The sequence below is a fragment of the Polaromonas sp. P1_G1 genome (assembly GCF_056405595.1).
Genome location: NZ_JBFUBU010000006.1, coordinates 97,376 through 123,022, shown reverse-complemented (window position 1 = coordinate 123,022; position 25,647 = coordinate 97,376). Strand labels below are relative to the sequence as shown.

The following is a 25,647-nucleotide window of genomic DNA, read 5'->3' as shown; positions in this document are numbered from 1 at the left end:
CCCCCCCCCCCCCCCCCCCCCCCCCCCCCCCACGGCCGTGTTGGCGCAGGCAGCCCCCATCCCAGCCTTCCCCCAGAGGGGGAAGGAGAGAATACAAAGGAGGGAGCGAGAGTTTCATTTGATCCGCACCCTGTACTGCGTCATCAGCGTCGCCACCAGCACCGAAATCAGCGAAGCCGCGACGATGACGTCGGCGATATAGGTGGGCACGCCGACCGCGCGGCTCATGGTGTCTGCGCCCACCAGCACACCGGCCACAAACACGGCGGCGGCGATCACGCCCAGGGGGTTGAGGGCGGCTAGCATGGCGATCACGATGCCGGTGTAGCCGTAGCCGGGCGACATGTCCAGCGTGACGTAACTGGTGCGGCCGGCCACCTCGATGGCGCCGGCCAGGCCCGCGAGCGCGCCCGAGAGCAGGGCGACCAGCACCACGGTGCGGGTGACGGGCACGCCGGCGAAGGCTGCCGCCCGGGTGTTGGCGCCCATGGCGCGTATGTCAAAACCCAGCACGGTGTATTTAAGCAAGGCCCACAGCGCCACGGCCAGGCCGCAGGCCCAGAACAGGCCGGTGTGTATGCGTGTCTGCTCGATCAGCTTGGAGAGCTCCAGGTCGCCCATCAGCGCCACGCTTTGCGGCCAGCCCATGGCGGTCGGGTCTTTCATGGGGCCGTCGAGCATGGCCGAGACAAACAGCAGCATCACAAAATTCAGCAGCAGGGTGGTGACGACCTCGTCGACGCCCAGCCGCGCTTTCAGCAGCGCCGGCCCCAGCAGCAGCAGGGCGCCGGCCAGCGCGGCGGCCAGCATCATGAGGCCGAACAGCAGCCAGACGGGCAGCTCAAAGCCGGTGCCGCCATGCAGGCCGCCCACGGCCACGGCGGCCAGCGCGCCGGCATAGAGCTGGCCTTCGGCGCCTATGTTGAAGAGCCGCGCCTTGAAGGCCACGGTGGCGGCCAGGCCGGTGAGGATCAGCGGGATCGCGCGGGTCAGGGTTTCGCTGAGCGCAAAGACCGAGCCGAAGCCGCCCTTGAACAGCAGGCTGTAGGTCTGCCCCAGCGGCGCGCCGGCCCACAGCACCAGCAGCGCGCTGACCAGCAGCGTGAAGGCGATCGCGCCTATGGGGGCCAGCAGCAGGGCGAGCTTGGAGACTTCGCTGCGTTTCTCGAGTCTCATGCCGGCACCTCATGCCCGGCTTGGGCGCCGGCCATCGCGAGGCCGATCGCTTCCCGCGTCCAGGCCTCGCCCGGCAAGGCCTCGGTGAGCCGGCCCGCATGCATGACCGCGACCCTGTCGCCCAGCGCGATGACCTCGTCGAGGTCGTCGGAGATCACCAGCACCGCCGCGCCGGCATCGCGCGCGGCGATCAACTGCTGCTGCACATAGGCGACCGCGCCTATGTCCAGGCCCCAGGTCGGTTGGTGGGCGATGATGAGTTGGGGTGGCTGCGGAGCGGCTTCGGATGAGGGAGAAACCAGCGCCCGCCCGAGGATCAGCTTCTGCATATTGCCGCCGGAAAGCGAACGCGCCGCCGTGTGCGGCCCGCCGCCGCGTACGTCGAACTCGCGCACGATGCGCCCCGCATGGGCTTGTGCGGCCTGGCGCTTGACCCACAGCGCGCTCGAAAACGCCGGGCTGCGCAGTCGCTCCGAGACGGCGTTTTCCCAGACGCTGAGGTCGCCGACGACACCGACGCCGTGGCGGTCCTCGGGGATACGGGCCACGCCTTGCGTGACCAGCCAGGCGGGCGAGGCTTTCAAGGGCTGGCCCAGCAAGCTCACCGTGCCCCGGCAGGCTTCGCGCATGCCGCAGAGCAACTCGGCCAGTGCGAGCTGGCCGTTGCCCGAGACACCGGCAATCGCGACAATCTCGCCGGCCTTGAGCTGCAGCGAGACGCCGTCCAGCCGGTCGCGGCCCGCATCCGCCGTGCTCACGGCCTCCAGCGTGCAGACGGCTGCGCCCGTGGCCGGCGCGGGCCGGCGCTGCGCGGCCGTGACGGCATGGCCGACCATCCATTGCGCAAGCTGGGCCTGGCTGGTGCCGGCGGCCGGCGCCTGGGCCACGAGCTTGCCGGCTCGCAGCACGGCCACGCGCTGCGAGACGCGCAGCACCTCGGCTAGCTTGTGGCTGATGAAGATGATGGACAAGCCCTGGGCCACCATCTGGCCCAGGGTGTCGAACAGGGCTTCGCTTTCCTGCGGGGTCAGCACGGCCGTGGGTTCGTCGAGGATCAGGATGCGCGCGCCGCGGTACAGCGCCTTGAGGATCTCGACGCGCTGGCGTTCGCCGACCGAGAGGCTGCCGACCTTGGCCTCGGGCGCCACCGGCAGGCCAAAGCGCTGGGCCACGTCCAGCAGCCTGGCGCGCGCGGCGCCACGCCGCGAAAACGGTTGCCACAGCGGCTCGCTGCCCATCATCACGTTGTCAAGCACGCTGAGGTTGTCGGCCAGCGTGAAGTGCTGGTGCACCATGCCGATGCCGGCCTCCAGTGCCGCGCGCGGGTTGCCGGGCGGCAGGGGCAGGCCGAAGGCTTCGATGCTGCCTTCGTCGGCGGTGTAGTGGCCGAACAGGATGGACACCAGCGTGGACTTGCCCGCGCCGTTCTCGCCAAGCAGGGCGAGGATTTCACCGGGATGCAGGTCGAGCGAGATCGCGTCGTTGGCGAGCAGGGGGCCGAAGCGTTTGGTGATGCCGCTGAGGCGAAGCACGGGGGTTGCTGTCACGGCATTGCTCCTTCCCCCGCTGGGGGAAGGCTGGGATGGGGGCCAGCGGCGTCGGATGCCGCACTGCGCGTGTTCAAAGGCCGCTGGCCCTCACCCCAACCCTCTCCCAGGGGGAGAGGGAGTGAAGAAGACAACTTGCCGCAGAAGGCCTGAATCGCGAGTGCGGCAGGCGCCGCCGAGGCTTGCAAAAGGCAATGCGGCCCGTCAATCCTGACGATGTCCATGGCCGGGAGGCCTTGCTTCAAAGATTCGGCCGCCGAGCCTGGAACCACCCTGTCCTGTTTGGCCTGCAAGTACATCACCGGCACCTGGATCTGTTTGAGCTGGTCCCTCACATCCACCTGGAGAACTTCCTGCATCCGCCTGATCATGGCTTGCGGTGACAGCTGGCGCAGGGCCTTCTCGAGCATGATTTTCCGCGTGGAGGGTGCAAACCCGCCGAGCAAAAAGGGGCCGACGACGCGCGTCAGCGCATGCGGCGGAATTCTCCGAAACAGGGGGTTGTCAACCACGGAGGAGAGAAAAGACAAGGCAGGGCGAGGCGTTTTCGCGAAGGTGCAGGACAGGATGAGCCCACGCAAGCCGGCCGGCCGGGCGGCTGCAATGGAGATGGCCAGCGGCCCGGAAAAGGATTCGCCCAGCAAGACAAAAGGCGCGGAAGTCAGGCGCGCCTGGACGAACTTTTGGAGTTCCTCGTAGCCCAGTGCCTCGTGCCCCGGGTAGCGCACGACCTCTACCGGCAAGGATGTCGGCAACGCCTTGAGCAAAGGGGCAAACAGATCTCCTGTGCCGTCCATTCCGGGTAGCAGGACGAGCCGTAGAACAAGGGGGAAGGGCGCGGTCATCCGGAAGAAGTGGGGTTTGGCAATGTGGCTTTCAGATCAACAGGGGCCGCAGCACTAGCGGCTGCGAATGTCAGCCGAGGGATTCCCAATGGTCATGCCGGTCACGCCGCTCCTGGCGGTAGTTGGTGATTTCCAGACGGAGGCCATCGGGGTCGCTGAAGAAAGTAGCCCAGTAGTCAGGTGCGTATTCGTCGTGCTTGTGTGGCTCGCTGGCGTTAATGCCTGAGGCCTGCAACAGCCGGGCACATTCGACCACGTCTTCGACAGTGTCTACGCGTAGGCAAAAGTGGTGAAGACCGGGCGAGTAGGGGTCGTGCCCCGCTTGGGAGCGGGCCGGTCGCAGGACATAACCGAAGTAGCGGTTGAAATACTGGATGTGCGGGTCCCCACCAATCGTGAAGGTGTTTTTGCGGCAGCCGAGTACCTTCAGCATGAGTTGGTCATAGAACGCTTCCGACTCTGCCATGTTGCTCACGGCAATGTAGATGTGGTCGATCCCGGTGAGTTCGGGCATGCTATTTCCAGGCTGCGAGGAATGCCAGCAGCACCTTGGCCGAGTTGTCCGCCGCGATATTCATGAAGGTCACCATTTCATTGGCGCCTTCGCCGCCGCCGGCCAGGTCGCTGAGGGAGCGGAACGCGATGTAGGGCACGCCGTTGCTGTAGGCCACCATGCCGACGGCGGCGGTTTCCATGTCGAGCACATTGGCGCCAAAGGTCTTGAAGGTGTATTCGCGGAAGGCAGCGTTGTCGACGAAGGCCTGGCCGGAGACGCCGTTGCCGCCGACCAGGAGCTGCGGCTTGTGCGTCAGGCAGACACCGGCATTGCAGGATTCCAGTGCGATAGGGCCCAGGCCGCGGGCCACGGCCAGCATGCGCGGGTCGACCTCGAACCAGAACTTGCGCACCGGCGCCGGGCTGGCGGCAGTGCGGATTTCGACGGGGCGCGGATGCAGCATGCCGTAGGGCGCCAGGGTCTGGGCTTCCATGCGCGGCGGGATGGCGAATTTGCCGGGCGCGGTTTCACGCGCCATCAGCACCTCGAGGTACTGTCCCCACTGGGCAGGCACGTTGACGTCGCCGATGTGCAGGCCGGGGTTGACGCCGCCGGCGATGCCGCTGAAGACGATGCTGTGGATGTTGAAACGGTCCAGCACGAGTTGCGTGTTCATGGACGCGTTGACCATGCTGATGCCGGAGAGAAACAGCACGACGGGCTTGTCCTGCAGCGTGCCGGTGTGGAAGTCGACGCCGTTGACGCGGTGCCGGATCGGTGACTGCAACTGCCGCAGCAGCAAGGTGAGTTCAGGCTGGAAGGCCGACATCACGGCGATGCGCGGTGTGTCGTCCAGCCGCACCGGTGTGCCGGTGGCGGGCCGGGTGGCGCAGCCGGCCAGGCTCAGGGCCAGAAAACCGGCGATGACAAAAGCCGCCAGCCGGAACGAAAAGATGCGCCGCCAGTCAAACTGAAAATGCATACGGCGCGCCTTTCGGGTTCAGCGATTATTTGGTCGTGGACTTGGGCTGGTTGTCGTCGACCTTGATGGTGGCCTTGCCGTCGAGGATGTCTTTCTCTTTGGCCTTGACCTTGGTGACGATGTCGGCCGGAATCTTCTTCTCGAAGGTGCCCAGCGGGGCGAGTTCGGAGCCTTTGTACTTCATCATCGAGTACGGGCCATAGTCCTCGGCCTTGAACTTGCCTTCCTTGACGAGCTTGATGGCGCGGTCGATGCTGGGCTCCATATTCCACAGGGCCGACGCGACCACGGTGTCGGGGTATTTGTCTTGCGTGTTGATGACGTTGCCAATGGCGAGCTTGCCTTTTTCCTTGGCGGCGTCGCTGACGCCGAAGCGCTCGGCGTACATCACGTCCGCCCCTTTGTCGATCATCGCGAAAGCCGCTTCTTTGGCCTTGGGCGGGTCAAACCAGCTGTTGATGAAACTCACGCTGAACTCGACCTTGGGGTTGGTTTCTTTCGCGCCGGCCATGAAGGCGTTCATCAGGCGGTTGACCTCGGGAATCGGGAAGCCGCCGACCATGCCTATCTTGTTGGTCTTGGTGACGCCGCCGGCAATCATGCCGCTCAGGTAGGCGGGCTCCTGGATGTAGTTGTCGAACACCGAGAAGTTGGGCGCCTGCGGCTTGCCCGACGATCCCATCAGGAAAGACACCTTGGGAAAATCCTTGGCGACTTTTCGGGCCGCGGCCTCGACCGCGAAGGCTTCGCCGACGATCAGCGTGTTGCCGGCCGTGGCGTATTCACGCATCACACGTTCGTAGTCGGCGTTCGAGACATTCTCGGTCGCCTTGTATTCAATCTCCCCGCGCGCCTCGGCGGCTTTCAGCGCCTTGTGCAGGCGGCTCACCCATTGCTGCTCGAAGGGCACGGTGTACAGCGCGGCGACCTTGGTCTTGGCCTGGGCAAACGCCAGGCCGGGCAGGGCGATGGCCGCGGCGGTAGCGAGCAGGACGAGTTGGCGGCGCTTGAGGCGGGAGGCTTGAAACATGGGACTCTCCGGGTTGGTGGGTTCAGGTTCAGGAAAAACAGTGACAAGAAATCAAAAGGTTCCCGCTTTTTCCAGCCGGGGGCCGCGGAACCGGCTTTGCCGGGCCGCAGGCGTGGTCCCCTGCAAGGGGAGAAGGCGCTACACGCAGTGAGCGTCCGACAGGGGTGTCCATTTATTTGGTGCCGAAGATGCGGTCGCCTGCGTCGCCTAGGCCGGGGAGTATGTAGCCATGGCTGTTCAGTTCACGGTCAATGGCTGCCGTGTAGATGGGCACGTCGGGATGCGCGGCTTGCAGGGCCTTGATGCCTTCGGGGCAGGTCAGCAGGCAGACGAACTTGATGGACTTGGGGTTCAATTCCTTGAGCCGCTCGACGGCCGCGATGGCCGAGTTGCCGGTGGCCAGCATCGGGTCGACGACCACGATGTCGCGCTCTTCCATGTCGTGCGGCATCTTGAAGTAGTACTCGACGGCCGTGAGGGTTTTCGGGTCGCGGTACAGGCCGACGTGGCCCACGCGCGCGCCGGGCACCACGCTGAGCATGCCTTCGAGGATGCCGTTGCCGGCACGCAGGATGGAGACGAACACCAGCTTTTTGCCGTCTATGACCTTGGAGGTGGTGGTCTCCAGCGGGGTTTCGATCTCGATGTCCTGCATGGGCATGTCGCGTGTGACCTCATAGGCCATCAGCATGCTGAGCTCGTTGAGCAGGGTGCGGAAGGTGTTGGTGGAGGCGTCCTTGCGGCGCATCAGGGTGAGCTTGTGCTGCACCAGGGGATGGTCTATCAGGTGGACTTTGCTGGGCTGGATGGTCATGTGCGTGTGTGCCTCTGTGGTCTTGTCTTTATTTGTCTTTGCTCTTGTGCCCGGCAGGCTTCCCGGAAAAATGTCAGAAAACCGTGCCGTCGCTTTCGATGTTCAGGGGCGGCAAGCCTTGATGCAATTGCTGTGCCAGCGCGCGCCCCGCGGCCCAGGTGCCGCCTTCGAGCACACAGGCCAGCGGCATCTGTTCAGCAGTCAATCCTAACTGCTCACGCACCAGCGGCGCGAGTTCGTCGAGCAGGGCCACCGTGAGGGCGCGCCATTCGACGATGAGTTCGTCACCGGCCTGGTGCAGGCGGCTGGCCTGGGCCGGGTCCTTGAGCAGCAGCACGCCGGCGTCCAGGAACAGGCCGCCGTTGCGGTACTCGGGCAGGCCGGTGAGGGCGTCCAGGCCGTTAACCTGCACGCCGGCCCATTCAAAGGGCTCGAGCAGCGAATAGGTGAGCCACTGCGAAAGCTTGTGGAAGGGCATCCAGCCCTGGCTGGGCCCGCTGTCGGCCTCGCCTGCCGCCGGGTGCCGCCAGCAGTCGCCCAATGGGATGCTGCCGAGCAGGTTCTGCGCGGGCCAGATGGACGACAGGCCGGTCAGCAGGATGGACAGCAGCTCATGCGCCTCGACGGTGTTTTTGCCGGGCAGCACCAGCACCTCGAACAGGTGGCCGGGGCGGCCGCGCGGGCCGAAGAGCGCGGGCTGGTCCTGCAGGGCCTGGCCCAGGCGGCGCAGCAGCGCGGCGCGGCCTTCAAGGCCTACCAGCGGATTGCCCTCGGTGACCTGGAAGGCGGCGGCCAGTTGTTCGGCCGTGACGGACTTGAGGCCCGCGGCATCGGCCTGCAGCGGGTACTCCGGATCGCTGGAGAACATGCCGCCCATGAAGGCATGGAAGCTGGCTACGCCCAGGCCTTCGGAGCGGCTGTATTCGCAGCCGGGCCGCTCGCCTTGGGCGGCTTCAAGGTAGCGCCACTGCGGGCCGGCGCCGGCGTCGAGCAGCACGCTGATGAGCGCCAGGTCGATCTGGGCTCGTGCGCGGCCGGCCGCCGTGGCGGAGCCCAGCGCTTCACTGAGCAGGGCCGGGCGGTCGATGCCGCCGGCCTCGAAATGCCGCCAGCGCGAGTGGTAGGGAATGTCCAGGCTGGGGTAGCGGGCGCGCGTGATCTCGGCAACCAGCCCCGCGGCGGTGGACAGCGCGCCGTCGTTGACGCTGAACCAGGCCGATTCGCCGCGGCGCGCGCGTGCCAGCAGGGCGGCGGCGCGCGCGCGAATGGTGGCGGTGGATCGCAGTTCTGTGGCGGCGCCTATGCCGCGCAGGTTGCCGGCGATGGTGTAAGCGGCATTGACAGGCGGCGTGTTGGCTTCAGGCATCCAGCCCCCGGCCCTTGGCTTTTTTGAGTTCCTCGGCATCGGGCACGGCGCCGGGCGTGAAGTAGCCGGCGGCCATCTTGGCGTCCATTTCGACCTGGGCGTCGGCTGGAATCATGTGGTCGGGGATGTTGACGCGCTCGACGACCTTGATGCCGGCGCGCGTGATGGCGTCATATTTCATGTTGCTCATGGACACCAGCCGGTGAATTTTCCGTATGCCCAGCCAGTTCAACACGTCGGGCATGAGTTCCTGGAAGCGCATGTCCTGCACGCCGGCCACACATTCGGTGCGGGCGAAGTACTGGTCGGCGGTGTCGCCGCCGACCTGGCGCTTGCGGGCGTTGTAGACCAGGAACTTGGTGACCTCGCCGAGCGCGCGGCCCTCCTTGCGGAAATAGGACACCAGGCCCACGCCGCCGCGCTGCGCGCCCTGGATACATTCCTCGATGGCGTGCGTGAGGTAGGGGCGGCAGGTGCAGATGTCGGAGCCGAAGACGTCCGAGCCGTTGCATTCGTCGTGCACGCGGGCGGTGAGTTCGATCTCGGGGTTGGCCAGGTCGCGCGGCTTGCCGAAGATATACGCGGTAAGGCCTCCGATAGGAGGAAGGAAAACCTCGAGGTCGCTGCGCGTGACGAGTTCGGGGTACATGCCGCCGGTTTCCTCGAACAGGACGCGGCGCAGGTCGGTCTCGCTGCAGCCGAAGCGCCGGGCCACCTCGGGCAGGTACCAGACCGGCTCGACCGCGACCTTGGTGACCATGGCCGCGCCGCCGGCCGTGAGGTATTTGCCGTCGGCCTTGAGGCGGCCGGACTGCAGGGCCTCGATGACCTCGGGCAGGATGACGTGGGCCTGCGTGACCGCGATGGTGGGGCGTATGTCGTAGCCGGCGGCCAGTTCGGCCGCGAAGACGTCTGCCACGGTGGCGCCCCAGGGGTCCATGGCGGCGATGCGGCCGGGCTCGCTCCACTGCGGGTAGGGGCCGATGACGTCGGTGGGCGAGGTGTTGGTGAGGTCGGCCTTGTGTTTGGCCGAGAGCGCGCCCGAGGCGACGGCCAGCGCGCGGTAGACGCTGTAGGAGCCGCTGTGGGTGCCGATGACGTTGCGGTGGCTGCGTTTGGTGGTGGTGCCAACCACCGGCCCGCGCTCGGCCGGGGTGGCCGCGCCCCAGTGGATGGGCAGCGCGCCGGTGCCGCCGGCGTGGGAGGTCAGCCGGATGTGGGAAGCGGGGGAAGCCGGTGAGGCAGGCGGAACGGACTGAGGACCGGAAGACGGCGCGGCAACTTCAGCAGGCATTGCGTATCCTTCAAAAAAACCAATGTAGCCATGCGTGCCGGGCTTGACAAGCCCGCTTTCCGCAGGAGGTCGTTAATTTGCGACAGGCGGTGGATGGCGCCATGGACAGAAAGCATCCCGCAGGCGCGCCGCCGCCTGTCCGTGGACGCGTATCCCGCCGGACACCCTTGTCCTACACGGGATGGCTTCGCGGGCCTGTACTTTCGGGGTGAAGCATCAACCCTTTAAGCCTCAACCCCTTATCAACCCGTTCAAGCACACGAAGCACCAACCATGCGCTTTCCCACGGAACACAAAACCCTTGAGATCGACGGCCTGCCCATCTTTTACCGGGAGGCCGGGCCGCCGGGCGCGCCTGTGCTGCTGTTGCCGCACGGTTACCCGAGTTCCTCGTTCCAGTACCGCAACTTGATGCCGGCATTGGCCGACCGCTGGCGGCTGGTCGCGCCGGACTATCCGGGATTCGGCTACAGCGGCACGCCGGAGAGCAGCGAACAGTCCTGCTCATTCGAAGGCTATGCGGATTTTCTGGAGGCGTTCACCGAGCGCCTGGGACTGCAACGCTATGCGCTCTACCTGCACGACTATGGATCGCAGATCGGGCTGCGCCTGGCCATGCGCCACCCCGAACGGGTGGCCGCCCTGATCATCCAGAACGGCGACATCTACGAGGACCAACTGGGCCCCAAATACCAGCCGATCCAGGACTACTGGGCGAATCCCACTCAGGCGGCGCGCGCCAAACTCGAAGAGGCGGTGAGCGAGGAGGGTTTCAGGAAAGAATTCATCGGCGAGGTCGATGCCGACCTGGCGGCCCGCATACCGCCCGACCTGTGGCGCCTGTCATGGCCGCTGATGAACAACCCCCGGCGCCGCGCCATCGCGGTGGCCTTGATGGAGGGCTTGAAGGAAAACCTGCAGTGGTTCCCGAAATACCAGGCCTACCTGCGGCAGCACCGGCCACCCACGCTGATTGTGTGGGGTCCGCAGGACGGCTATATGCCCGAGGGCGCGGGGAGAGCCTATCTGCGCGATATTCCCGGCGCCGAGTTTCACCTGCTGCGCGGCGGGCATTGGGCGCTGGAAACCAACCTGGAAGAGATCGTGCCGCTGGTGCGGGAGTTCCTGGGCCGGGTGCATGCGCCTTCGGGCGCCGGCCTATAGAGCCTTTAACGCCTGGCCACCCCGTCAGCGTTTCTTGCCGCCGAAGATGCTGCCCAGCACGCCGCGGATGATCTCGCGGCCCACGGCCGAGCCCATGGTGCGCACGGCGGACTTGGCCATGCTTTGGGCCAGGCCGTCGTGCTTGCCGCCGCGCGGGCCTGTTGTGCCGAACAGTACGTCGTTAAGGCCACCCATGATGCCGCCGGAGTCGCTGGTGCCGGCCGCACCGCCCTGGGGCGCCTTGGCCGCTTCGGTCGCCGCCACTTCGGCCCGGCCCTTGATTTTTTCGTAGGCCGATTCGCGGTCCACGGTTTTTTCATAGACGCCCGCGACCAGCGAGCCCTGGAGCAGGGCCTGCCGCTGCGCCGGTGTGATGGGGCCGATCTGGCTGCCGGGCGGCAGTACATAGACGCGTTCGGTGATGCCGGGCCGGCCCTTGGCGTCGAGCAGGCTGACCAGCGCCTCGCCGACGGCCAGTTCGGTGATGGCGGTTTCGATGTCCAGGCCGGGCTTTTGCCGCATGGTTTGCGCCGTGGCCTTGACGGCCTTCTGGTCGCGTGGCGTGAAGGCGCGCAGCGCGTGTTGCACGCGGTTGCCGAGCTGGGCCAGCACCGAATCGGGGATGTCCAGCGGGTTTTGCGTCACGAAATACACGCCGACACCCTTGGAGCGCACCAGGCGCACCACCAGTTCGATGCGTTCGACCAGGACCTTGGGCGCTTCGTTGAAGAGCAAATGTGCCTCGTCGAAGAAGAAGACCAGCTTGGGCTTTTCGGGGTCGCCGATTTCAGGGAGCTGCTCGAACAGCTCGGAGAGCATCCACAGCAGGAAGGTGGCATACAGGCGCGGCGAGTTCATGAGCTTGTCGGCGGCCAGGATGTTGATCACGCCCTTGCCATCAACGGTTTGCATGAAGTCGCTGATGTTGAGCATGGGTTCGCCGAAGAATTTCTCGCCGCCCTGGCTTTCGACCTGCAGCAGGCCGCGCTGGATGGCGCCCACGCTGGCGGCGCTGACGTTGCCGTACTGGGTGGTGAACTCGCTGGCGTTGTCGCCCACGTACTGCAGCATGGCGCGCAGGTCTTTGAGGTCCAGCAGCAGCATGCCGTTGTCGTCGGCGATCTTGAAGACCAGGTTGAGCACGCCGGCCTGGGTCTCGTTGAGGTTGAGCATGCGGCCCAGCAGCAGCGGCCCCATGTCGGAGACGGTGGCGCGCACCGGGTGGCCCTGCTCGCCGAAGACGTCCCACAGCGTGGCCGGGCAGGCCAGCGATTCGGGAATCTCTATGCCGCGCTCCTTGAGCACGCCGGCCATCTTGGCGCCTATGGTGCCGGCCTGGCTGATGCCGGTCAGGTCGCCCTTGACGTCGGCCATGAAGACCGGAACGCCGATTTTCGAGAAATTCTCAGCCAGGGTCTGCAGCGTGACGGTCTTGCCGGTGCCGGTGGCGCCGGTGATCAGGCCGTGGCGGTTCGCCAGGCCGGGCAGCAGTTCGCACTGGGTGTCGGCGTTGCGGGCGATGAGCAGGGGGAGGGCGGTGGTTTCGGCCATGGCGGTGTGGAGTGGGTGAAAAAGTAAAATGCGGTTTGTAGATTAAATCAATTAATCACCAAAAAGCATTGAATAAAGGGTTTCCGTCGTGGCTGGTCATAGTAAATGGGCGAATATTCAACACCGCAAGGGCCGCCAGGACGAAAAACGCCAGCGAATCTGGACGCGCGTGATGCGCGAGATCATGGTCGCGGCCCGCATGGGCGGCGGCGACCTGGGCATCAACCCGCGGTTGCGTCTGGCGGTGGACAAGGCCAAAGCGGCCAACATGCCCAGTGAAAACGTCAAATACGGCATCGCCAAGGCCACCGGCAGCCTGGAAGGCGTGCAGTACGAAGAGGTGCGCTACGAGGGCTACGGCATAGGCGGCGCRGCCATCATCGTGGACTGCATGACCGACAACAAGGTGCGCACCGTGGCCGAGATCCGCCACGCCTTTTCCAAGAATGGCGGCAATATGGGCACCGAGGGCTCGGTGGCCTTCCAGTTCAAGCACTGCGGCCAGCTGATTTTTGCGCCCGGCACCAGCGAGGACAAGGTCATGGAAGTGGCGCTGGAGTCCGGCGCCGACGACGTGATCACGCATGAAGACGGCGCTATCGAGGTGCTCACGCCCTACACCGGCTTCGAGGCCGTGCGCAACGCGCTGGAGGCTGCCGGCCTCAAGCCCGAGATCGCCGAAGTCACCATGCGCGCCGACAACACGATTGAACTCACCGGCGACGACGCCCGCAAGATGCAGAAGCTGCTGGACGTGCTGGAAGACCTGGACGACACCCAGGACGTGTTCCACAATGCGGCGCTCGAAAACTGAAGCCCAAGGGTGAGATGATGGACGATTCGGAACGGCTGGCCCGCATTGAAACCCTGCTGCAGGAGGGCAACCGCCTGCGCGGCGAGGCCATTGCGTTGCAGAAGGAATCCCTGGCCGTGCAGAAGTCGCTGGTCGACGAAACCCGGGCCAACATCATGAAGGCCGGCAAAGTCAACGACCAGGCGCTGGAGATGCAGCGCCGAGGCAAGGCGGCCGCCAAGGTCATTTTCGGCATCGTATTTATTCTTGTTGTGTACCTCAGCTATTTGCTGTTTTTTAGATTGAACCTCCCGTGAAAGTTCTTGTTATTGGTGGTGGCGGCCGTGAGCACGCGCTGGCCTGGAAACTGGCCCAGTCCCCGAAAGTCCAGGCGGTCTACGTCGCGCCCGGCAACGGCGGCACGGCGCTCGATGCGCGGCTGGAAAACATCGCGATCACCGACGTGAAGGCGCTGCGCGAATGGGCGGCGGCCGAAAAGATCGCGCTGACCGTGGTGGGCCCCGAGCAGCCGCTGGCCGCCGGTGTGGTCGATGAATTCCGCGCGCACGGCCTGCGGGTCTTCGGCCCGACCAAGGCTGCCGCGCAGCTGGAAAGCTCCAAGGCCTTTTCCAAGGCCTTCATGAAGCGCCACGGCATTCCCACGGCCGAATACGAAACCTTTACCGACGCGGCCGCGGCCCACGCCTACGTGGACGAAAAAGGCGCGCCCATCGTCGTCAAGGCCGACGGCCTGGCGGCCGGCAAGGGCGTGGTGGTGGCGATGACGCTGCACGAGGCGCACGAGGCCATCGAATTCATGCTCGCGCCCAACCCGGACTTCAACCCGCTGGGCGTGACGCACAACGAGGGCGGCGCGCGCGTCGTCATCGAGGAGTTCCTGCAGGGCGAGGAAGCCAGCTTCATCGTGATGTGCGACGGCAAGAACGTGGCGGCCATGGCCACCAGCCAGGACCACAAGCGCCTGCTGGACGGCGACGAAGGCCCGAACACCGGCGGCATGGGCGCGTATTCGCCGGCGCCGGTGGTCACGCCCGAGGTGCACGGCCGCGCCATGCGCGAGATCATCCTGCCGACCATCAAGGGCATGGAAAAAGACGGTATTCCCTTCACCGGTTTCCTGTACGCGGGCTTGATGATCGACGCCGAGGGCAAGCCCAAGACACTCGAATTCAACTGCCGCATGGGCGACCCGGAAACCCAGCCCATCATGATGCGGCTCAAGACCGACCTCTATGACGTGATGATGGCGGCCACCTCGGGCGGGCTGGACCAGATCGAGCTCGACTGGGACCGCCGTCCGGCCCTGGGCGTGGTGATGGCCGCGCACGGCTATCCGCTGAACCCGCGCAAGGGCGATGTGATCCACGGCCTGGTCAAACCCGGCGACGCGCCCGAGGACGCCATGGTGTTCCACGCCGGAACGCGCAAGGAAGGCGACGCGACGCTGACCTCGGGCGGCCGCGTGCTCTGCGTGACGGCGCTGGGCAGCACGGTGAAAGCCGCGCAGCAGCGCGCTTATGAAGTGGCGCAAGGCATAGGCTTTGACGGCGCGCAGTACCGCAAGGACATCGGCTGGCGCGCGCTCAAGCCCTGATCACCGGACGGGTGCCGCTGCCCGGCGCCCGTTTCTTGGGGAACACCTCAGCATGACTACCGATATTTCAGGCGTTCGAGACTTTTTGCTGGCGCTGCAGCAGCGCATCACCGGCGCCATCTCCGACATCGACGGCAGCCCTTTTGTGGCCGACCGCTGGCAGAAGGAGCCCGGCGAGACGCTGCAGGGCAACGGGCTGACCATGATCCTGGAGCAGGGCAAGGTGTTCGAGCGCGCCGGCTGCGGCTTTTCGCATGTGCGCGGGCCCAAATTGCCGCCCTCGGCGACGCAGCACCGGCCCGAACTGGCCGGCGCGCCGTTTGAGGCGCTGGGCGTTTCGCTGGTGTTCCATCCGCGCAATCCCTATGTGCCGACGGTGCACATGAATGTGCGCATGCTGGCCGCGACGCCGGTTGCCAGCCCCGATGCACCGGTCTGCTGGTTCGGCGGCGGCATGGACCTGACGCCGTATTACGGCTTCGAGGAAGACGCCGTGCATTTCCACCAGGCCTGCAAGGACGCGCTGGTGCCTTTCGGCGAGGACAAGTATCCGCGCTTCAAGCAGTGGTGCGACGAATACTTCTACCTCAAGCACAGGCAGGAGCAGCGCGGCATAGGCGGCGTGTTTTTTGACGATTTCCAGGAACTTGGCCCCGAGCGCAGCTTTGCCATGATGCAGGGCGTGGCGGACTCCTTCTTGCAGGCCTACCTGCCAATCGTGGAGCGGCGCAAGGACACGCCTTACGGGGAGCGTGAGCGCGAATTCCAGCTTTACCGGCGCGGCCGTTACGTTGAATTCAACCTGGTCTGGGACCGCGGCACGCATTTCGGCCTGCAGTCGGGCGGCCGCACCGAGTCCATCCTGATGTCCATGCCGCCGCTGGCGAGCTGGTCCTACCAGCGCGGCGTCGAGCCCGGCAGCCCTGAAGAGCGCCTGTACACGGCGTTTTTGCCGCGGCGGGACTGGGTTTGAACGCAAAGCCGCCTCCCGCGAGCAAACGCATCGGCGTCTTTGGCGGCGCTTTCGACCCGCCGCACAACGCCCATGTGGCCCTGGCCGAGGCTGCCGTCGCGCAGTTCGGGCTGGACACGCTGTATGTGGTGCCCACGGGCCATGCCTGGCACAAGTCGCAGGCCCTGAGCGCGCCGGCCCACCGGCTGGCCATGGCCAGGCTGGCGTTCGAGCCGATTCCCCATGTGCAGGTCGATGAACGCGAGGTGCAGCGCCCCGGGCCGACCTTCACAATAGACACACTTCTGGCGCTGCAGGCCGAGAATCCGGGCGCCCATCTCTACCTGTTTATAGGCGCCGACCAGTTCGCCGCCTTCCGGCAATGGCACCGGTGGCAGGACATCATTGACCTTGCTATAATTTGTATAGCTGGCCGCGCACAATCCATGCCGGCCGAGCCTCAGTTTGAGGCCTATGAAAGCCGCGGCAGCCGTTTTACCCTGCTCGATCTCCCCCTGATGCCCGTGAGCGCCACCCAGATACGCCAGTTAACGGCTTCCGGCGCGGCCACGGCGGGGGAAATTACCCGGTTGGTCCCTGAAGCCGTTGCGCGTTATATTTCACTGCACCAGCTATACCGTTCCCATTAATTCCCTACCTTATCGAAGCACAACACTGCATGACCTCCACCACCGCCAAAACCTCCGCCGCCGCCGATAAAAAGGATGTGCAGAAATTGCAGCGCGCCATCATTGATGGCCTGGAGGACGTCAAGGCGCAGGACATCCAGGTCTTCGACACCGAACACATCACCTCGCTGTTCGAGCGCGTGATCATCGCTTCGGGCAGCTCCAACCGCCAGACCAAGGCGCTGGCCGCCAGCGTGCGCGATGCGGTGCGCGACGCCGGCTTCGCCAAGCCGCGCATCGAAGGCGAAGACAACGGGGAATGGATCATCGTCGATTGCGGCGCCGCGGTGGCGCACATCATGCAGCCGACCATTCGCCAGTACTACCACCTCGAAGAGCTCTGGGGCGACAAGCCCATCAAGCAGAAACTCGGTGCGCCCGCGCCGCTGGTGAAGGCCTCCAAACCCGACGCCGAACCCGCGGCCAAGCCCAAGGCAGCCCGCGCCGGCGCTAAAACCGCCGCCAAACCAGGCGCAAAGACGGCTGCCAAATCGGCGGCAAAAGCACCAGCCAAGGCGCCCGCCAAGGCCCCTGACTCCAGCTATGTGGGACGCGTCGGCAAGACCAACGACTGGACCGCCAAACGCAACGCGACCGCGACGGTGGCCGAGCCCGCCGCCAAGCCGGCGCGCGCTGGAGCCAAGACGGCCAAGCCCGCCGTGAAGACGCCCATCGTCAAGGTCCCGGCACCCAAAAAGGTCGTCGCCCGGAAAACGGCCGTGGCCGCCGCCAAGACCACGGCGAAGAAACCCGCCCCCAGGAAAACCGCTTCCCGGAGCAAATGAGGCTGACGATCGTAGCCGTCGGCCAGAAGGTGCCCGACTGGGCGCAGACGGCCTACGACGACTACGCCAAACGCTTTCCGCCCGAACTCAAGGTCGAGCTCAARGCCRTCAARACCGAGCCGCGCGCCTCCAAGACCCTGGAAAACCTGCTGTCCGCCGAGCGCGGGCGCATAGAAGCCAGCATCGCGCGCGGCACCCGTGTCGTGGCGCTCGATGAACGCGGCACAGCCGTGACCACCGTGGCCCTGGCCGAAAGGCTTAAAGCCTGGCAGCTGTCCGGCGACGACGTGGCCATCGTGATAGGCGGGCCCGACGGGTTGGACGCCGGTTTCAAGCAGGCCGCGCATGAACGCCTGCGCCTCTCGGACCTGACCTTGCCGCATGCCATGGTGCGTGTGCTGCTGATTGAACAGCTCTATCGCGCGTGGAGCATCACCATCAACCATCCCTATCATCGTGAGTAGTCCCGTCCATGGTTGACTTCATCTACCTGGCCTCGCAAAGCCCAAGGCGGCGGCAACTGCTGGAGCAACTCGGCGTACGCCATGAGTTGCTGCTGCCGGACGCTGAAGAAGATGCCGAATCGCTGGAAGCTGTGCTCAGGAACGAGGCCCCCGCCAGCTACGTCCAGCGTGTCACCGGCCTCAAGCTCGATGCGGCGGTTGCGCGCATGAAGCGGCGCAAGCTGCCGCCGGCGCCCATACTCTGTTCGGACACCACCGTGGCCATGGGACGCGTGATTTACGGCAAGCCGGATAACGCGAAAGACGCGGCCCGTATGCTGGGCGAACTCTCGGGCGGCGCGCATCGGGTATTGACCGCCGTGGCGGTGCAGGCAGGGCGCCGCCGTTTCGCGGCGCTGAGCAATTCGCGCGTGAGTTTTGACGAACTGACATCGGCCGAGATACGCAGCTACGTGGCCAGCGGCGAGCCCATGGGCAAGGCCGGCGCTTATGCGGTGCAGGGCAGGGTGGCCATGCACATCAGCCGGATAGACGGCAGCTACAGTGGCATCATGGGGCTCCCGCTGAGGGAAACGGCGCTTTTACTGAAAGCCGCCGGCATTCGCCTCTAGCCTCCGAACTCCACACTTTTTCAGGACCCCCATGCAACAAGACATCCTGATCAACTGGTCGCCCCAGGAAACCCGGGTGGCGGTGGTCGAGCACGGCGCGGTGCAGGAGCTTCACGTCGAACGTACGCTGGAACGCGGCCTGGTCGGCAATGTCTACCTGGGCAAGGTGGCCCGGGTGCTGCCCGGCATGCAGTCGGCTTTTATCGACATCGGGCTGGACCGCGCGGCCTTTCTGCACGTGGCCGATCTGATGAGCAGCATCAGCAGCCGCCATGCCGACAGCGATGCCCAGGCCGCAGCCGGCGGCCTCACGGCGCCGGCCATGGCCTCGCTGCAGCCGATTGAAAAACAGCTGTTCGAAGGCCAGGCGGTGATGGTGCAGGTCCTCAAGGACCCCATAGGCACCAAGGGCGCGCGCCTGACGGCGCAGATCAGCATCGCCGGCCGCCTGCTGGTCTTCCTGCCGCAGGACAACCATATCGGCGTCTCGCAGAAAATACCGCCCCGGCAGCGCGAGGAGCTGCGCCAGCGCGTGCAGGCCCTGGCCGGCGACATGGGCGGCGGTTTCATCCTGCGCACCAACGGCGAGGACGCGACGGATGCCGAACTGGCCGAGGACATCACCTACCTGCGCAAGACCTGGGCGCGCATCAAGGACGCCTCGCTGCGCCTGCCGCCGGCCTCGGTGCTGCACCAGGACCTGAACCTGCTGCAGCGCGTACTGCGCGACCTGGTGGTGGRGGACACGCAGACCATACGCATAGATTCGCGCGAGCAGTTCGAAAAGCTCAAGACTTTCGCCATGGAGTTCATGCCGGCCACCGTACAGAAGCTGCAGCACTATGGCGGCGAGCGGCCCATCTTCGACCTCTTCAACATCGACGAGGAGATCGCCAAGGCCCTGGGCCGTCGCGTGGACTTGAAGTCGGGCGGCTACCTGATCATCGACCAGACCGAGGCGTTGACCACGGTGGACGTCAACACTGGCGGTTTTGTCGGCGCGCGCAATTTCGACGACACCATCTTCAAGACCAACCTGGAGGCCTCGCAGGCCATCGCGCGCCAGCTGCGCCTGCGCAACCTGGGCGGCATCGTGATCGTCGACTTCATCGACATGATCCGGGAAAACCACCGCGACGCGGTGCTGGCCGAATTCCAGAAACAGCTGGCGCGCGACCGCATCAAGACCACGGTCAACGGTTTTTCTGCACYGGGCCTGCTGGAGATGACACGCAAGCGCACGCGCGAATCGCTGGCCCACCAGTTGTGTGAGCCCTGCAGCGCCTGCATGGGCAAGGGCGTGGTCAAGACCGCGCGCAGCGTGACCTACGACATCCTGCGCGAGATCCTGCGCGAGGCGCGCCAGTTCAACCCGCGCGAATTCCGCGTGGTGGCCTCGCCCAAGGTGATAGAACTCTTCCTCGACGAGGAAAGCCAGCACCTGGCCAGCCTCAGCGACTTCATCCGCAAGCCGATTTCCCTGCAGGCCGAAGCCGCGATGGCGCAGGAGCAATACGACATCGTGCTGCTGTGAACCCTTTCCGTCCATGCCGACCCTGAACCGCCAACCCATCCCCATCCTGGTCTACCACCAGATCGCCGAGGCTCCGCCCAAGGGCAGCAGCCCGTTCCGCGGGCTCTACGTGTCGCCGGCGGCTTTCGCGCGGCAAATGGCCTGGCTCAAGCGCCTGGGCTACACCGGCCTCTCGATGAGCGGCCTGCTGCCTTACCTGCGCGGCGAGTTGAGCGGCAAGGTCGTGGGCATCACCTTTGACGACGGCTACCGCAACAACCTGACCCACGCCTTGCCGGTGCTGGTGAAACAGGGCTTTTCGTCGACCTGTTATGCGGTCAGCGGGCTGCTCGGGAAGACCAACATCTGGGACGAGGGCATCGGCATCCCGCAGACGCCGCTGATGGACGAGGGCGAGATCCGCCAATGGGTGGCGGGCGGACAGGAGATAGGCTCGCACACCCACAGCCATGCCAACCTGWTGGAAACCGACGAGGCGGGCTGCGTCGAGGAAATGGTGCGGGGCAAAACCGGGCTGGAGTCCGTCACGGGCGGGCCGGTCGGGCATTTCTGCTATCCCTACGGCCATTTCGAGGCCAGGCATGTCGAGATGGCGAGGACGCTGGGTTTTGCCACCGCCACCACCACCCAGCGCAGCCGCTGCCATGAGGGCATGGACCTGCTGCGGCTGCCGCGAGTGCCGGTGCTGCGTTCGACCACCTTGCCGGTGTTCTGGCTCAAGGTCGCCACGGCCTACGAAGACCGCCGGAAAAAATGAGCCAGCCCATGCCGTCGGCCGCTGAGGCCCGCAAACTCCGCATCGCCGTTTTCAACCGGACTTTCTCCCCGACCGGCGGCGGTGCGGAACGTTATTCCATAGCGCTGGTCGAGCAGCTCGCGGCCCGGCACGAGGTGCATGTGTTCGCGCAGCAGATCGACCACCAATGGCCGGGCGTGATTTATCACAAGGTTTCGGCCCCGCTGCGCAAGCCACGCTGGATCAACCAGCTGTGGTTCGCCACGGCCACCTGGTGGGCGACACGCCGCGGCTTTGACGTGGTGCATTCGCATGAGAACACCTGGCACGGCGAGGTGCAGACGGTGCACGTGCTGCCGGTCAAGTACAGCCTGTTCCAGGGGCGCCAAGGCTTGCGCCGTGCCCTGCGCTGGATCAAGGTCGTGACCAGCCCGCGCCTGCTGGCCTACCTGGGCCTGGAGCGCGCACGCTATGCCGCCAGCCCGGGCCGGCAGGTGGTGGTGACCTCCGAAAGCCTGCGGCCCATCATGGAGGCCAGCTACCCGAACTGCCGCGCGGTAATTTCGGTGGTCACGCCGGGCATCAACATGCCCTGCCTGCCGGTGACCATGGACCGCAAGCGCGAGGCAAGAGCAGGGCTGGGTTTGCCGGCGGAAGGACGCTGCCTGCTGTTTGTCGGAAACGATTACCGCAAGAAGGGCTTGCAGGCCTTGCTGCAAGCCACGACCCAGTTGCCGGATGACGTGGTGCTGGCGGTGGTGGGCAACCCGGCCCACATTGCCGAGTTCCGCGCATTGGCCGAGGCGCTCAAGCTGGGTTCGCGGGTTTTCTTTCTGGGGGCCCTCAAGGACGTGAGCCCGGCCTACGAAGCCGCCGACATCCTGGTGCATCCCACCTTTGAGGACACCTTTGCGATGGTGGTGCTGGAGGCCATGGCCCACGGCCTGCCGGTGGTGGTCAGCGGGCCCAAGTACTGCGGCATTGCCGGGCTGCTGGCGCAGGGCGCCAATGCGCTGCTGCTGGATGATCCCCGGGATGCGGGCGAGCTGGCGCGGGTGCTGGGGGATTTGCTGGGCCAAGCAGCGCCGCGGGAAACGCTGTCACGGGGCGCAGCGGCCTTTGCAGCGAACTACCAGTGGCGTGAAATTGCACTGCAGCAGGAAGCGCTGTACTTTTCCGCCGTCGCGGCGAAGGACGCGCCGCTTTGAACCGTGCCCGGCTTCAGGCCACCAGCTTGAAGTGCTTGCGGCTGAAGTCTAGCCCGGTCAATGTCTCCACCTGCCGCATGAAGTGGTATTTGTTTTCCTTGGGCGTGGGCTTGTAGGCCGGGTCTATGTTCAGCACAGGTTCGGCCTCGGTGGCCAGCCATTGCCGCACCGCCTCGGGATGCGTGCCGGTGAAGGGGGCGAGGGCGCGGCGGTCGAACTGGCTGTAGGTGATCTGCGCGGCCCGGGCTTCGCCCCAGTACTTGCTGACCTGGTCCAGCTTCTTCTGCATTTCCTCGTTGCGGCGTATCCAGCCGTAGTGGTAGATGTGCGCGTTGGCCAGCGCGGCCTGGGGATTGCGGCCGCGCTTGTGTTGGGTGGTGACCAGCCAGTATTGGCCGTCGGGCGCGTAGCTGCGTATGGTGTTGCGGATCAGCCGGCATTCGCGGCGGTACCAGCCGGGGCTGATGGAGATCCAGTCGGGCGAGCCGTAGAAATGCAGGTAGTCAAAAACCAGCGCCTCGACGGCCGGGTTGTGGTGGTGGCGCTCGACGCTGGCGCGTATGGCGGCGAGCTCGCCCTCATGCACGACTTCATCGCCTTCGAGGTAGAAGGCCCAGTCGCCGGTGCACGAATACTGCGCGATCATCTTTTGCTGGGCATAGACAAAACCGCGGTCGGCCATGCGCTCGTTCCACAGGGTTTCGATGATGCGGATCTTCGGGTCGTTGATGGCTTTCACGCGCTCCAGCGTGTCGTCCTCGCCCTTGCCCACGGCCACGACAAATTCATCAACCAGGGGCAGCAGGGAGCGGATGGAGGCCTCAAACGGAAAGCCCAGGCCCACGCCGTTGCGAATAAAGGTAAAGCCGCTGATGGAAACTGGCATCGGGAAATGACTTTCTAGGCTGCGCCCTGGAAGCCCAGGCGGTAGAGATGGGCGTAAGCGCCGTTGTTCTGGAGCAGCGCCGCATGGCTTCCCTGCTCGACGATGCGGCCGGCGTTCATCATGATGATGCGGTCGGCGTGCTGGATGGTGGACAGCCGGTGGGCGATGATCAGCGAGGTGCGGCCCGCGGCCAGCCGCTGTATGGCTTCCTGCACGGCTTTTTCCGATTCCGTGTCCAGGGCCGAGGTGGCTTCGTCGAGGATGAGCACGGGCGCGTCCTTGTACAGCGCCCGGGCAATCGCCAGCCGCTGGCGCTGGCCGCCGGACAGCTGCATGGCGTTGTGGCCGAGCACGGTATCTATGCCTTGCGGCAGTTCCTCGAGCAGCTGGCCCAGGTTGGCGGCGGCGAGGCAGCGCACGACCTTGTCCCTGTCGAAGGACTGGCCCAGCGCGACGTTGAAGGCCATGCTGTTGTTGAACATCACGACGTGCTGGCTCACGAAGGCGAACTGCGAGCGCAGCGAAGCCAGGTCCCAGTCCCTCAGCTCGGTGCCGTCCAGCCGTATGGCGCCGGCGCTGTAATCGACAAAGCGCGGCAGCAGGCTGGCCAGCGTGGTCTTGCCGGAGCCGGAAGAGCCGACCAGGGCCACGGTTTCACCGGCGCGTATCGACAGGCTGATGCCGTCCAGCGCCGGCGGCGCATCCGGCTTGTAGACTACGCTGACGCCGGAAAACTCAATGTCGCCGGCCACCCTGGCCTTGTTGACGCTGCCGCTGCTTTCATCCTCGATGAGGTCGACCAGGTCCAGCCCGCGCTCAAGCGCCGCCAGCCCGCGTGTGATGGGCGTGGCGCCGTCGGACAGGCTTTTGATGGGTGCGATCAGCAGCAGCATGGCCGTCACGAAGGCCACGAAGCCGCCCACCGTGGTGGTGTTTTCCGAGCCCTGGAGCAGGGCAATGGAGATCACGGCGGACAGGGCCATGGCGGCCAGCACCTGGGTGATGGCGCTCATGCCGGCGTAGGCGACGGTGGACTTGATGGACAGCCGGCGCAGCGTGTTGCTGAGTAGCTCGAAGCGCGAGGCTTGGCCGGCCTGCGCGCCGTGCAAGCGCACGTCGCGGTGGGCCAGCACGTTTTCTTCGACGACGTAGGCCAGGTTGTCGGTGGCGACCTGGCTTTCGCGGGTCAGGCGGTACAGCCGCCGCGTCAGCAGCTGGATCACCAGGGCCACTGCCGGGAACAGCAGCGAGACGATCAGCATCAGCTTCCAGTTGAGGAACAGCAGGTAGGCCACCAGCGCCGCCAGCGTGAGGACGTCGCGCGCCAGCTTCATGACGGCATTGATCATCATCGACGAGCCGTTGAACACCTCGTAGACCACGGTGTTGGCGATGGCGCTGGAGGACTGGTCCGCGAACAGCGACAGGCGCGAGCTCAGCAGCTTGCCGAACATCGCCCGGCGCAGGGACTGCAGGCCCTCGTTGGTGACCTTGGCCAGGGCGTACTGCGCCACGAAGCCGGAGATGCCGCGCACGGCGAACAGCAGGATCAGCGTGACCGGCACCAGCCAGAGGTCGAGCGCGCCTTTCTGGAAGCCGCGGTCCAGCAGGGGCTTGAGCAGGGCCGGCACAAAGGGCTCGGTGGCCGAAGCGACGATGGTCGCGCCCACGGCCAGCGCCCAGCCGGTGCGCGAGCCGCTGAAGTAGGGCCAGACCCGCGCGAGGCGACGCCACAGGCTCTGCCTTGGGGCCGTGGCGGCGGTAGCGGTGTCGGCGGAGGCGCTCACGTTGCGCGTTCGGGTGAGGGCGGGCCGGCGGGTTTGCTCAAGCCCAATGCCAGCAGCAGGCCGATCAGGACGCAGAAGAAATCCCCGATTAGGCCGTCATAAAGGCTGGAATTGAACAGGCAGGCGACAGCCAGCGCCAGCAAGGCGGACTGCGCGGCCCGGGCGTAGGGCGTTTCCATTTTCAAGGTGTCGCGCAGCACGGAGAGCATGAAGGCGGCGATCAGCAACAGGCCGGGAATGCCGAGCTGCACGCCCCACAGCAGGTATTCCTGGTGCGGGTTGCCGTTGGGCTCTATGTCTTTATGCGCCGGGTTTTTCTGGTGTTCGATCCGGTTGTATTCAGTGCTCCAGCTGCCGATGCCCGCGCCGGCAAGCGGCTTTTGGGCGGTGAGCTGGGCAGCCGTTCGCCAGAAAGTCAGCCGGACACCCGATGAGGTGTTGGTGTCCCGCTGCGGCGAATAGGCTTGCACTTCGGTCTTGAGCAAGGTCAGCCTTTCCCGCATCGTCGGTGAACTCACAAACAGCGCCAGCACCAGCAGGAAGGGCAGCGCGACCGCGGCGATGCGGTACCTTTTGGGAAGCTGCCACATGATGGCCAGCGACAACAGGGCGACGCCGACCACCTGGCCGCTGCGGCCGGCCAGTACGAAGAACACGTTGGCCAGGGCGGCCACAGCCACCACGGCGGCCGCTTGCGGGCCGTAGCGGCCGGGCACCAGGCTCCGCAAATGCCAGCACACCGCGGCGAAGACGGCGCTCATGATGCCCTGGTCGAGATAGCCGGAAAAGACCGTGTAGTGGCTCAGTGTGGTGCGGGAGCTTGCCCAGGCGACGGGCAGGTGGACAAAAAGCAGCCATGAACTGGCGACCACCAGCACTTGCGAAAACGCAAATGCACCCAGGGCATACATTGCCTCGCGGCGCTCCCGGATCAGTCCCATCATCACGATGATGATGAGGAGCTTGCCGTATTTGGCGAGCGAGCCCAATGCCTCTCCCTGCGGCGCGACAGTCCAGGCCAGGCTCAGCACAAATGCCAGCAGCGCCGTGAGCACCGCCCACGGCGTCCAGGTTTTTGTCAGGGAGGCGCCATTTTTGGGCAGGTTCCTGGCGAGCAAGGGGACAGCCAGGACGCAGCCGAGCAGAAACAGCTTGGCGATGCTGATGATGGCGATTGACAACCCCACGGAGGCCGCCGCCAGGCAGATGACGGCAAGCCGGAAATTGATTGTCTTGATTCGCAAAATGGTCGTGGGGTTGCCTGATGGATGCCGCATTATCGGCGATTCCACTTGCCGTCCGGAGGCCGGGCGGCGGGGAGG

25 protein-coding genes are annotated in these 25,647 nt (G+C 65.6%); 12 read left to right on the top strand and 13 right to left on the bottom strand.

Annotation, left to right across the window (positions count from 1 at the left end; genetic code table 11):
• Positions 1-114 precede the first annotated feature (114 nt).
• From AC1D1Y_RS04210 to AC1D1Y_RS04170, 9 genes are all read right to left on the bottom strand, one after another.
• Positions 115-1,176, bottom strand: a complete 1,062-nt coding sequence (locus AC1D1Y_RS04210) for an ABC transporter permease (RefSeq protein WP_477681240.1) — start codon at positions 1,174-1,176, stop codon at positions 115-117.
• Positions 1,173-2,723, bottom strand: a complete 1,551-nt coding sequence (locus tag AC1D1Y_RS04205) for an ABC transporter ATP-binding protein (RefSeq protein ID WP_477681239.1) — start codon at positions 2,721-2,723, stop codon at positions 1,173-1,175. Before AC1D1Y_RS04205 ends, AC1D1Y_RS04210 begins: the two co-directional genes overlap by 4 nt.
• Entirely contained in the window at positions 2,720-3,520 is an 801-nt protein-coding gene (locus AC1D1Y_RS04200) for an alpha/beta fold hydrolase (RefSeq protein WP_477681238.1), read from the bottom strand. The genes AC1D1Y_RS04205 and AC1D1Y_RS04200 overlap by 4 nt, the downstream gene beginning before the upstream one ends.
• 118 nt (positions 3,521-3,638) lie before the next feature.
• A complete protein-coding gene (locus tag AC1D1Y_RS04195; protein WP_477681237.1) occupies positions 3,639-4,082 on the bottom strand; it encodes a VOC family protein in 444 nt (147 codons plus the stop codon).
• 1 nt (position 4,083) lies between these two features.
• Entirely contained in the window at positions 4,084-5,046 is a 963-nt protein-coding gene (locus AC1D1Y_RS04190) for a 5'-methylthioadenosine/S-adenosylhomocysteine nucleosidase (protein ID WP_477681236.1), read from the bottom strand.
• A gap of 25 nt (positions 5,047-5,071) precedes the next feature.
• Positions 5,072-6,076, bottom strand: coding sequence for a BMP family protein (locus tag AC1D1Y_RS04185; RefSeq protein WP_477681235.1), 1,005 nt, complete (start codon positions 6,074-6,076; stop codon positions 5,072-5,074).
• 172 nt (positions 6,077-6,248) lie between these two features.
• Positions 6,249-6,890 (bottom strand): uracil phosphoribosyltransferase, encoded by a 642-nt coding sequence (upp, locus tag AC1D1Y_RS04180; RefSeq protein ID WP_477681234.1) that lies wholly within the window; start codon positions 6,888-6,890, stop codon positions 6,249-6,251.
• A 73-nt stretch (positions 6,891-6,963) separates the two neighbouring features.
• Positions 6,964-8,256, bottom strand: coding sequence for a URC4/urg3 family protein (locus tag AC1D1Y_RS04175; RefSeq protein WP_477681233.1), 1,293 nt, complete (start codon positions 8,254-8,256; stop codon positions 6,964-6,966).
• A complete protein-coding gene (locus AC1D1Y_RS04170) occupies positions 8,249-9,550 on the bottom strand; it encodes a GTP cyclohydrolase II (RefSeq protein ID WP_477681232.1) in 1,302 nt (433 codons plus the stop codon). The genes AC1D1Y_RS04175 and AC1D1Y_RS04170 overlap by 8 nt, the downstream gene beginning before the upstream one ends.
• 273 nt (positions 9,551-9,823) lie before the next feature.
• On the opposite strand from AC1D1Y_RS04170, the gene AC1D1Y_RS04165 reads away from it, so the two are divergent.
• Positions 9,824-10,714: an alpha/beta fold hydrolase gene (locus AC1D1Y_RS04165; protein WP_477681231.1), complete on the top strand. Its 891-nt coding sequence runs from the start codon at positions 9,824-9,826 to the stop codon at positions 10,712-10,714.
• A 24-nt stretch (positions 10,715-10,738) separates the two neighbouring features.
• Here the strand turns inward: AC1D1Y_RS04165 and AC1D1Y_RS04160 are convergent, their stop codons facing one another.
• Positions 10,739-12,265 carry a helicase HerA-like C-terminal domain-containing protein gene (locus AC1D1Y_RS04160; RefSeq protein ID WP_477681230.1) on the bottom strand — a complete coding sequence of 509 codons (1,527 nt, stop codon included), beginning with the start codon at positions 12,263-12,265 and terminating at the stop codon, positions 10,739-10,741.
• A gap of 88 nt (positions 12,266-12,353) precedes the next feature.
• Between AC1D1Y_RS04160 and AC1D1Y_RS04155 the strand changes: the two genes are divergently transcribed.
• Genes AC1D1Y_RS04155 through AC1D1Y_RS04105 form a run of 11 tightly spaced genes read left to right on the top strand, consistent with a single transcriptional unit; the run spans position 12,354 to position 21,652 of the window.
• Positions 12,354-13,079, top strand: coding sequence for a YebC/PmpR family DNA-binding transcriptional regulator (locus AC1D1Y_RS04155; protein WP_477681229.1), 726 nt, complete (start codon positions 12,354-12,356; stop codon positions 13,077-13,079).
• A 17-nt stretch (positions 13,080-13,096) separates the two neighbouring features.
• Positions 13,097-13,375, top strand: coding sequence for a hypothetical protein (locus AC1D1Y_RS04150; RefSeq protein ID WP_477677070.1), 279 nt, complete (start codon positions 13,097-13,099; stop codon positions 13,373-13,375).
• Positions 13,372-14,673, top strand: a complete 1,302-nt coding sequence (purD, locus tag AC1D1Y_RS04145) for a phosphoribosylamine--glycine ligase (protein ID WP_477681228.1) — start codon at positions 13,372-13,374, stop codon at positions 14,671-14,673. Before AC1D1Y_RS04150 ends, purD begins: the two co-directional genes overlap by 4 nt.
• A 52-nt stretch (positions 14,674-14,725) precedes the next feature.
• Positions 14,726-15,646, top strand: a complete 921-nt coding sequence (gene hemF / locus AC1D1Y_RS04140; RefSeq protein ID WP_477681227.1) for an oxygen-dependent coproporphyrinogen oxidase — start codon at positions 14,726-14,728, stop codon at positions 15,644-15,646.
• Positions 15,643-16,275: a nicotinate (nicotinamide) nucleotide adenylyltransferase gene (gene nadD, locus AC1D1Y_RS04135; protein WP_477681226.1), complete on the top strand. Its 633-nt coding sequence runs from the start codon at positions 15,643-15,645 to the stop codon at positions 16,273-16,275. Before hemF ends, nadD begins: the two co-directional genes overlap by 4 nt.
• A 29-nt stretch (positions 16,276-16,304) precedes the next feature.
• Positions 16,305-17,099, top strand: a complete 795-nt coding sequence (rsfS, locus tag AC1D1Y_RS04130; protein WP_477681225.1) for a ribosome silencing factor — start codon at positions 16,305-16,307, stop codon at positions 17,097-17,099.
• Positions 17,096-17,563: a 23S rRNA (pseudouridine(1915)-N(3))-methyltransferase RlmH gene (gene rlmH / locus AC1D1Y_RS04125; protein WP_477681224.1), complete on the top strand. Its 468-nt coding sequence runs from the start codon at positions 17,096-17,098 to the stop codon at positions 17,561-17,563. Before rsfS ends, rlmH begins: the two co-directional genes overlap by 4 nt.
• Before the next feature lie 8 nt (positions 17,564-17,571).
• Complete coding sequence (locus AC1D1Y_RS04120; protein WP_477681223.1) at positions 17,572-18,174, top strand: Maf family protein; 603 nt, start codon at positions 17,572-17,574, stop codon at positions 18,172-18,174.
• A gap of 31 nt (positions 18,175-18,205) precedes the next feature.
• Positions 18,206-19,708 (top strand): ribonuclease G, encoded by a 1,503-nt coding sequence (gene rng / locus AC1D1Y_RS04115; protein WP_477681222.1) that lies wholly within the window; start codon positions 18,206-18,208, stop codon positions 19,706-19,708.
• A 13-nt stretch (positions 19,709-19,721) separates the two neighbouring features.
• Positions 19,722-20,465 (top strand): polysaccharide deacetylase family protein, encoded by a 744-nt coding sequence (locus tag AC1D1Y_RS04110; protein WP_477681221.1) that lies wholly within the window; start codon positions 19,722-19,724, stop codon positions 20,463-20,465.
• Positions 20,462-21,652 (top strand): glycosyltransferase family 4 protein, encoded by a 1,191-nt coding sequence (locus AC1D1Y_RS04105; RefSeq protein WP_477681220.1) that lies wholly within the window; start codon positions 20,462-20,464, stop codon positions 21,650-21,652. The genes AC1D1Y_RS04110 and AC1D1Y_RS04105 overlap by 4 nt, the downstream gene beginning before the upstream one ends.
• Before the next feature lie 13 nt (positions 21,653-21,665).
• On the opposite strand, the gene AC1D1Y_RS04100 is transcribed toward AC1D1Y_RS04105, so the two are convergent.
• Genes AC1D1Y_RS04100 through AC1D1Y_RS04090 form a run of 3 tightly spaced genes read right to left on the bottom strand, consistent with a single transcriptional unit; the run spans position 21,666 to position 25,602 of the window.
• Entirely contained in the window at positions 21,666-22,538 is an 873-nt protein-coding gene (locus AC1D1Y_RS04100) for a glycosyltransferase family protein (protein ID WP_477681219.1), read from the bottom strand.
• Positions 22,539-22,552: 14 nt separating this feature from the next.
• A complete protein-coding gene (gene msbA / locus AC1D1Y_RS04095) occupies positions 22,553-24,325 on the bottom strand; it encodes a lipid A export permease/ATP-binding protein MsbA (RefSeq protein ID WP_477681218.1) in 1,773 nt (590 codons plus the stop codon).
• Positions 24,322-25,602, bottom strand: coding sequence for an O-antigen ligase family protein (locus tag AC1D1Y_RS04090; RefSeq protein WP_477681217.1), 1,281 nt, complete (start codon positions 25,600-25,602; stop codon positions 24,322-24,324). The genes msbA and AC1D1Y_RS04090 overlap by 4 nt, the downstream gene beginning before the upstream one ends.
• Between the last annotated feature and the right edge of the window lie 45 nt (positions 25,603-25,647).

Bases quoted from the DNA above. Each gene is read 5' to 3' on its own strand.
- hemF (WP_477681227.1), top strand. From the start codon at position 14,726: ATGACTACCGATATTTCAGGCGTTCGAGACTTTTTGCTGGCGCTGCAG.
- AC1D1Y_RS04120 (WP_477681223.1), top strand. From the start codon at position 17,572: ATGGTTGACTTCATCTACCTGGCCTCGCAAAGCCCAAGGCGGCGGCAA.
- AC1D1Y_RS04165 (WP_477681231.1), top strand. From the start codon at position 9,824: ATGCGCTTTCCCACGGAACACAAAACCCTTGAGATCGACGGCCTGCCC.
- rsfS (WP_477681225.1), top strand. From the start codon at position 16,305: ATGACCTCCACCACCGCCAAAACCTCCGCCGCCGCCGATAAAAAGGAT.
- AC1D1Y_RS04170 (WP_477681232.1), bottom strand. From the start codon at position 9,550: ATGCCTGCTGAAGTTGCCGCGCCGTCTTCCGGTCCTCAGTCCGTTCCG.
- AC1D1Y_RS04185 (WP_477681235.1), bottom strand. From the start codon at position 6,076: ATGTTTCAAGCCTCCCGCCTCAAGCGCCGCCAACTCGTCCTGCTCGCT.
- AC1D1Y_RS04100 (WP_477681219.1), bottom strand. From the start codon at position 22,538: ATGCCAGTTTCCATCAGCGGCTTTACCTTTATTCGCAACGGCGTGGGC.
- AC1D1Y_RS04195 (WP_477681237.1), bottom strand. From the start codon at position 4,082: ATGCCCGAACTCACCGGGATCGACCACATCTACATTGCCGTGAGCAAC.
- AC1D1Y_RS04160 (WP_477681230.1), bottom strand. From the start codon at position 12,265: ATGGCCGAAACCACCGCCCTCCCCCTGCTCATCGCCCGCAACGCCGAC.
- upp (WP_477681234.1), bottom strand. From the start codon at position 6,890: ATGACCATCCAGCCCAGCAAAGTCCACCTGATAGACCATCCCCTGGTG.
- AC1D1Y_RS04175 (WP_477681233.1), bottom strand. From the start codon at position 8,256: ATGCCTGAAGCCAACACGCCGCCTGTCAATGCCGCTTACACCATCGCC.
- AC1D1Y_RS04150 (WP_477677070.1), top strand. From the start codon at position 13,097: ATGGACGATTCGGAACGGCTGGCCCGCATTGAAACCCTGCTGCAGGAG.
- AC1D1Y_RS04200 (WP_477681238.1), bottom strand. From the start codon at position 3,520: ATGGACGGCACAGGAGATCTGTTTGCCCCTTTGCTCAAGGCGTTGCCG.
- AC1D1Y_RS04090 (WP_477681217.1), bottom strand. From the start codon at position 25,602: ATGCGGCATCCATCAGGCAACCCCACGACCATTTTGCGAATCAAGACA.
- AC1D1Y_RS04105 (WP_477681220.1), top strand. From the start codon at position 20,462: ATGAGCCAGCCCATGCCGTCGGCCGCTGAGGCCCGCAAACTCCGCATC.
- AC1D1Y_RS04210 (WP_477681240.1), bottom strand. From the start codon at position 1,176: ATGAGACTCGAGAAACGCAGCGAAGTCTCCAAGCTCGCCCTGCTGCTG.
- AC1D1Y_RS04190 (WP_477681236.1), bottom strand. From the start codon at position 5,046: ATGCATTTTCAGTTTGACTGGCGGCGCATCTTTTCGTTCCGGCTGGCG.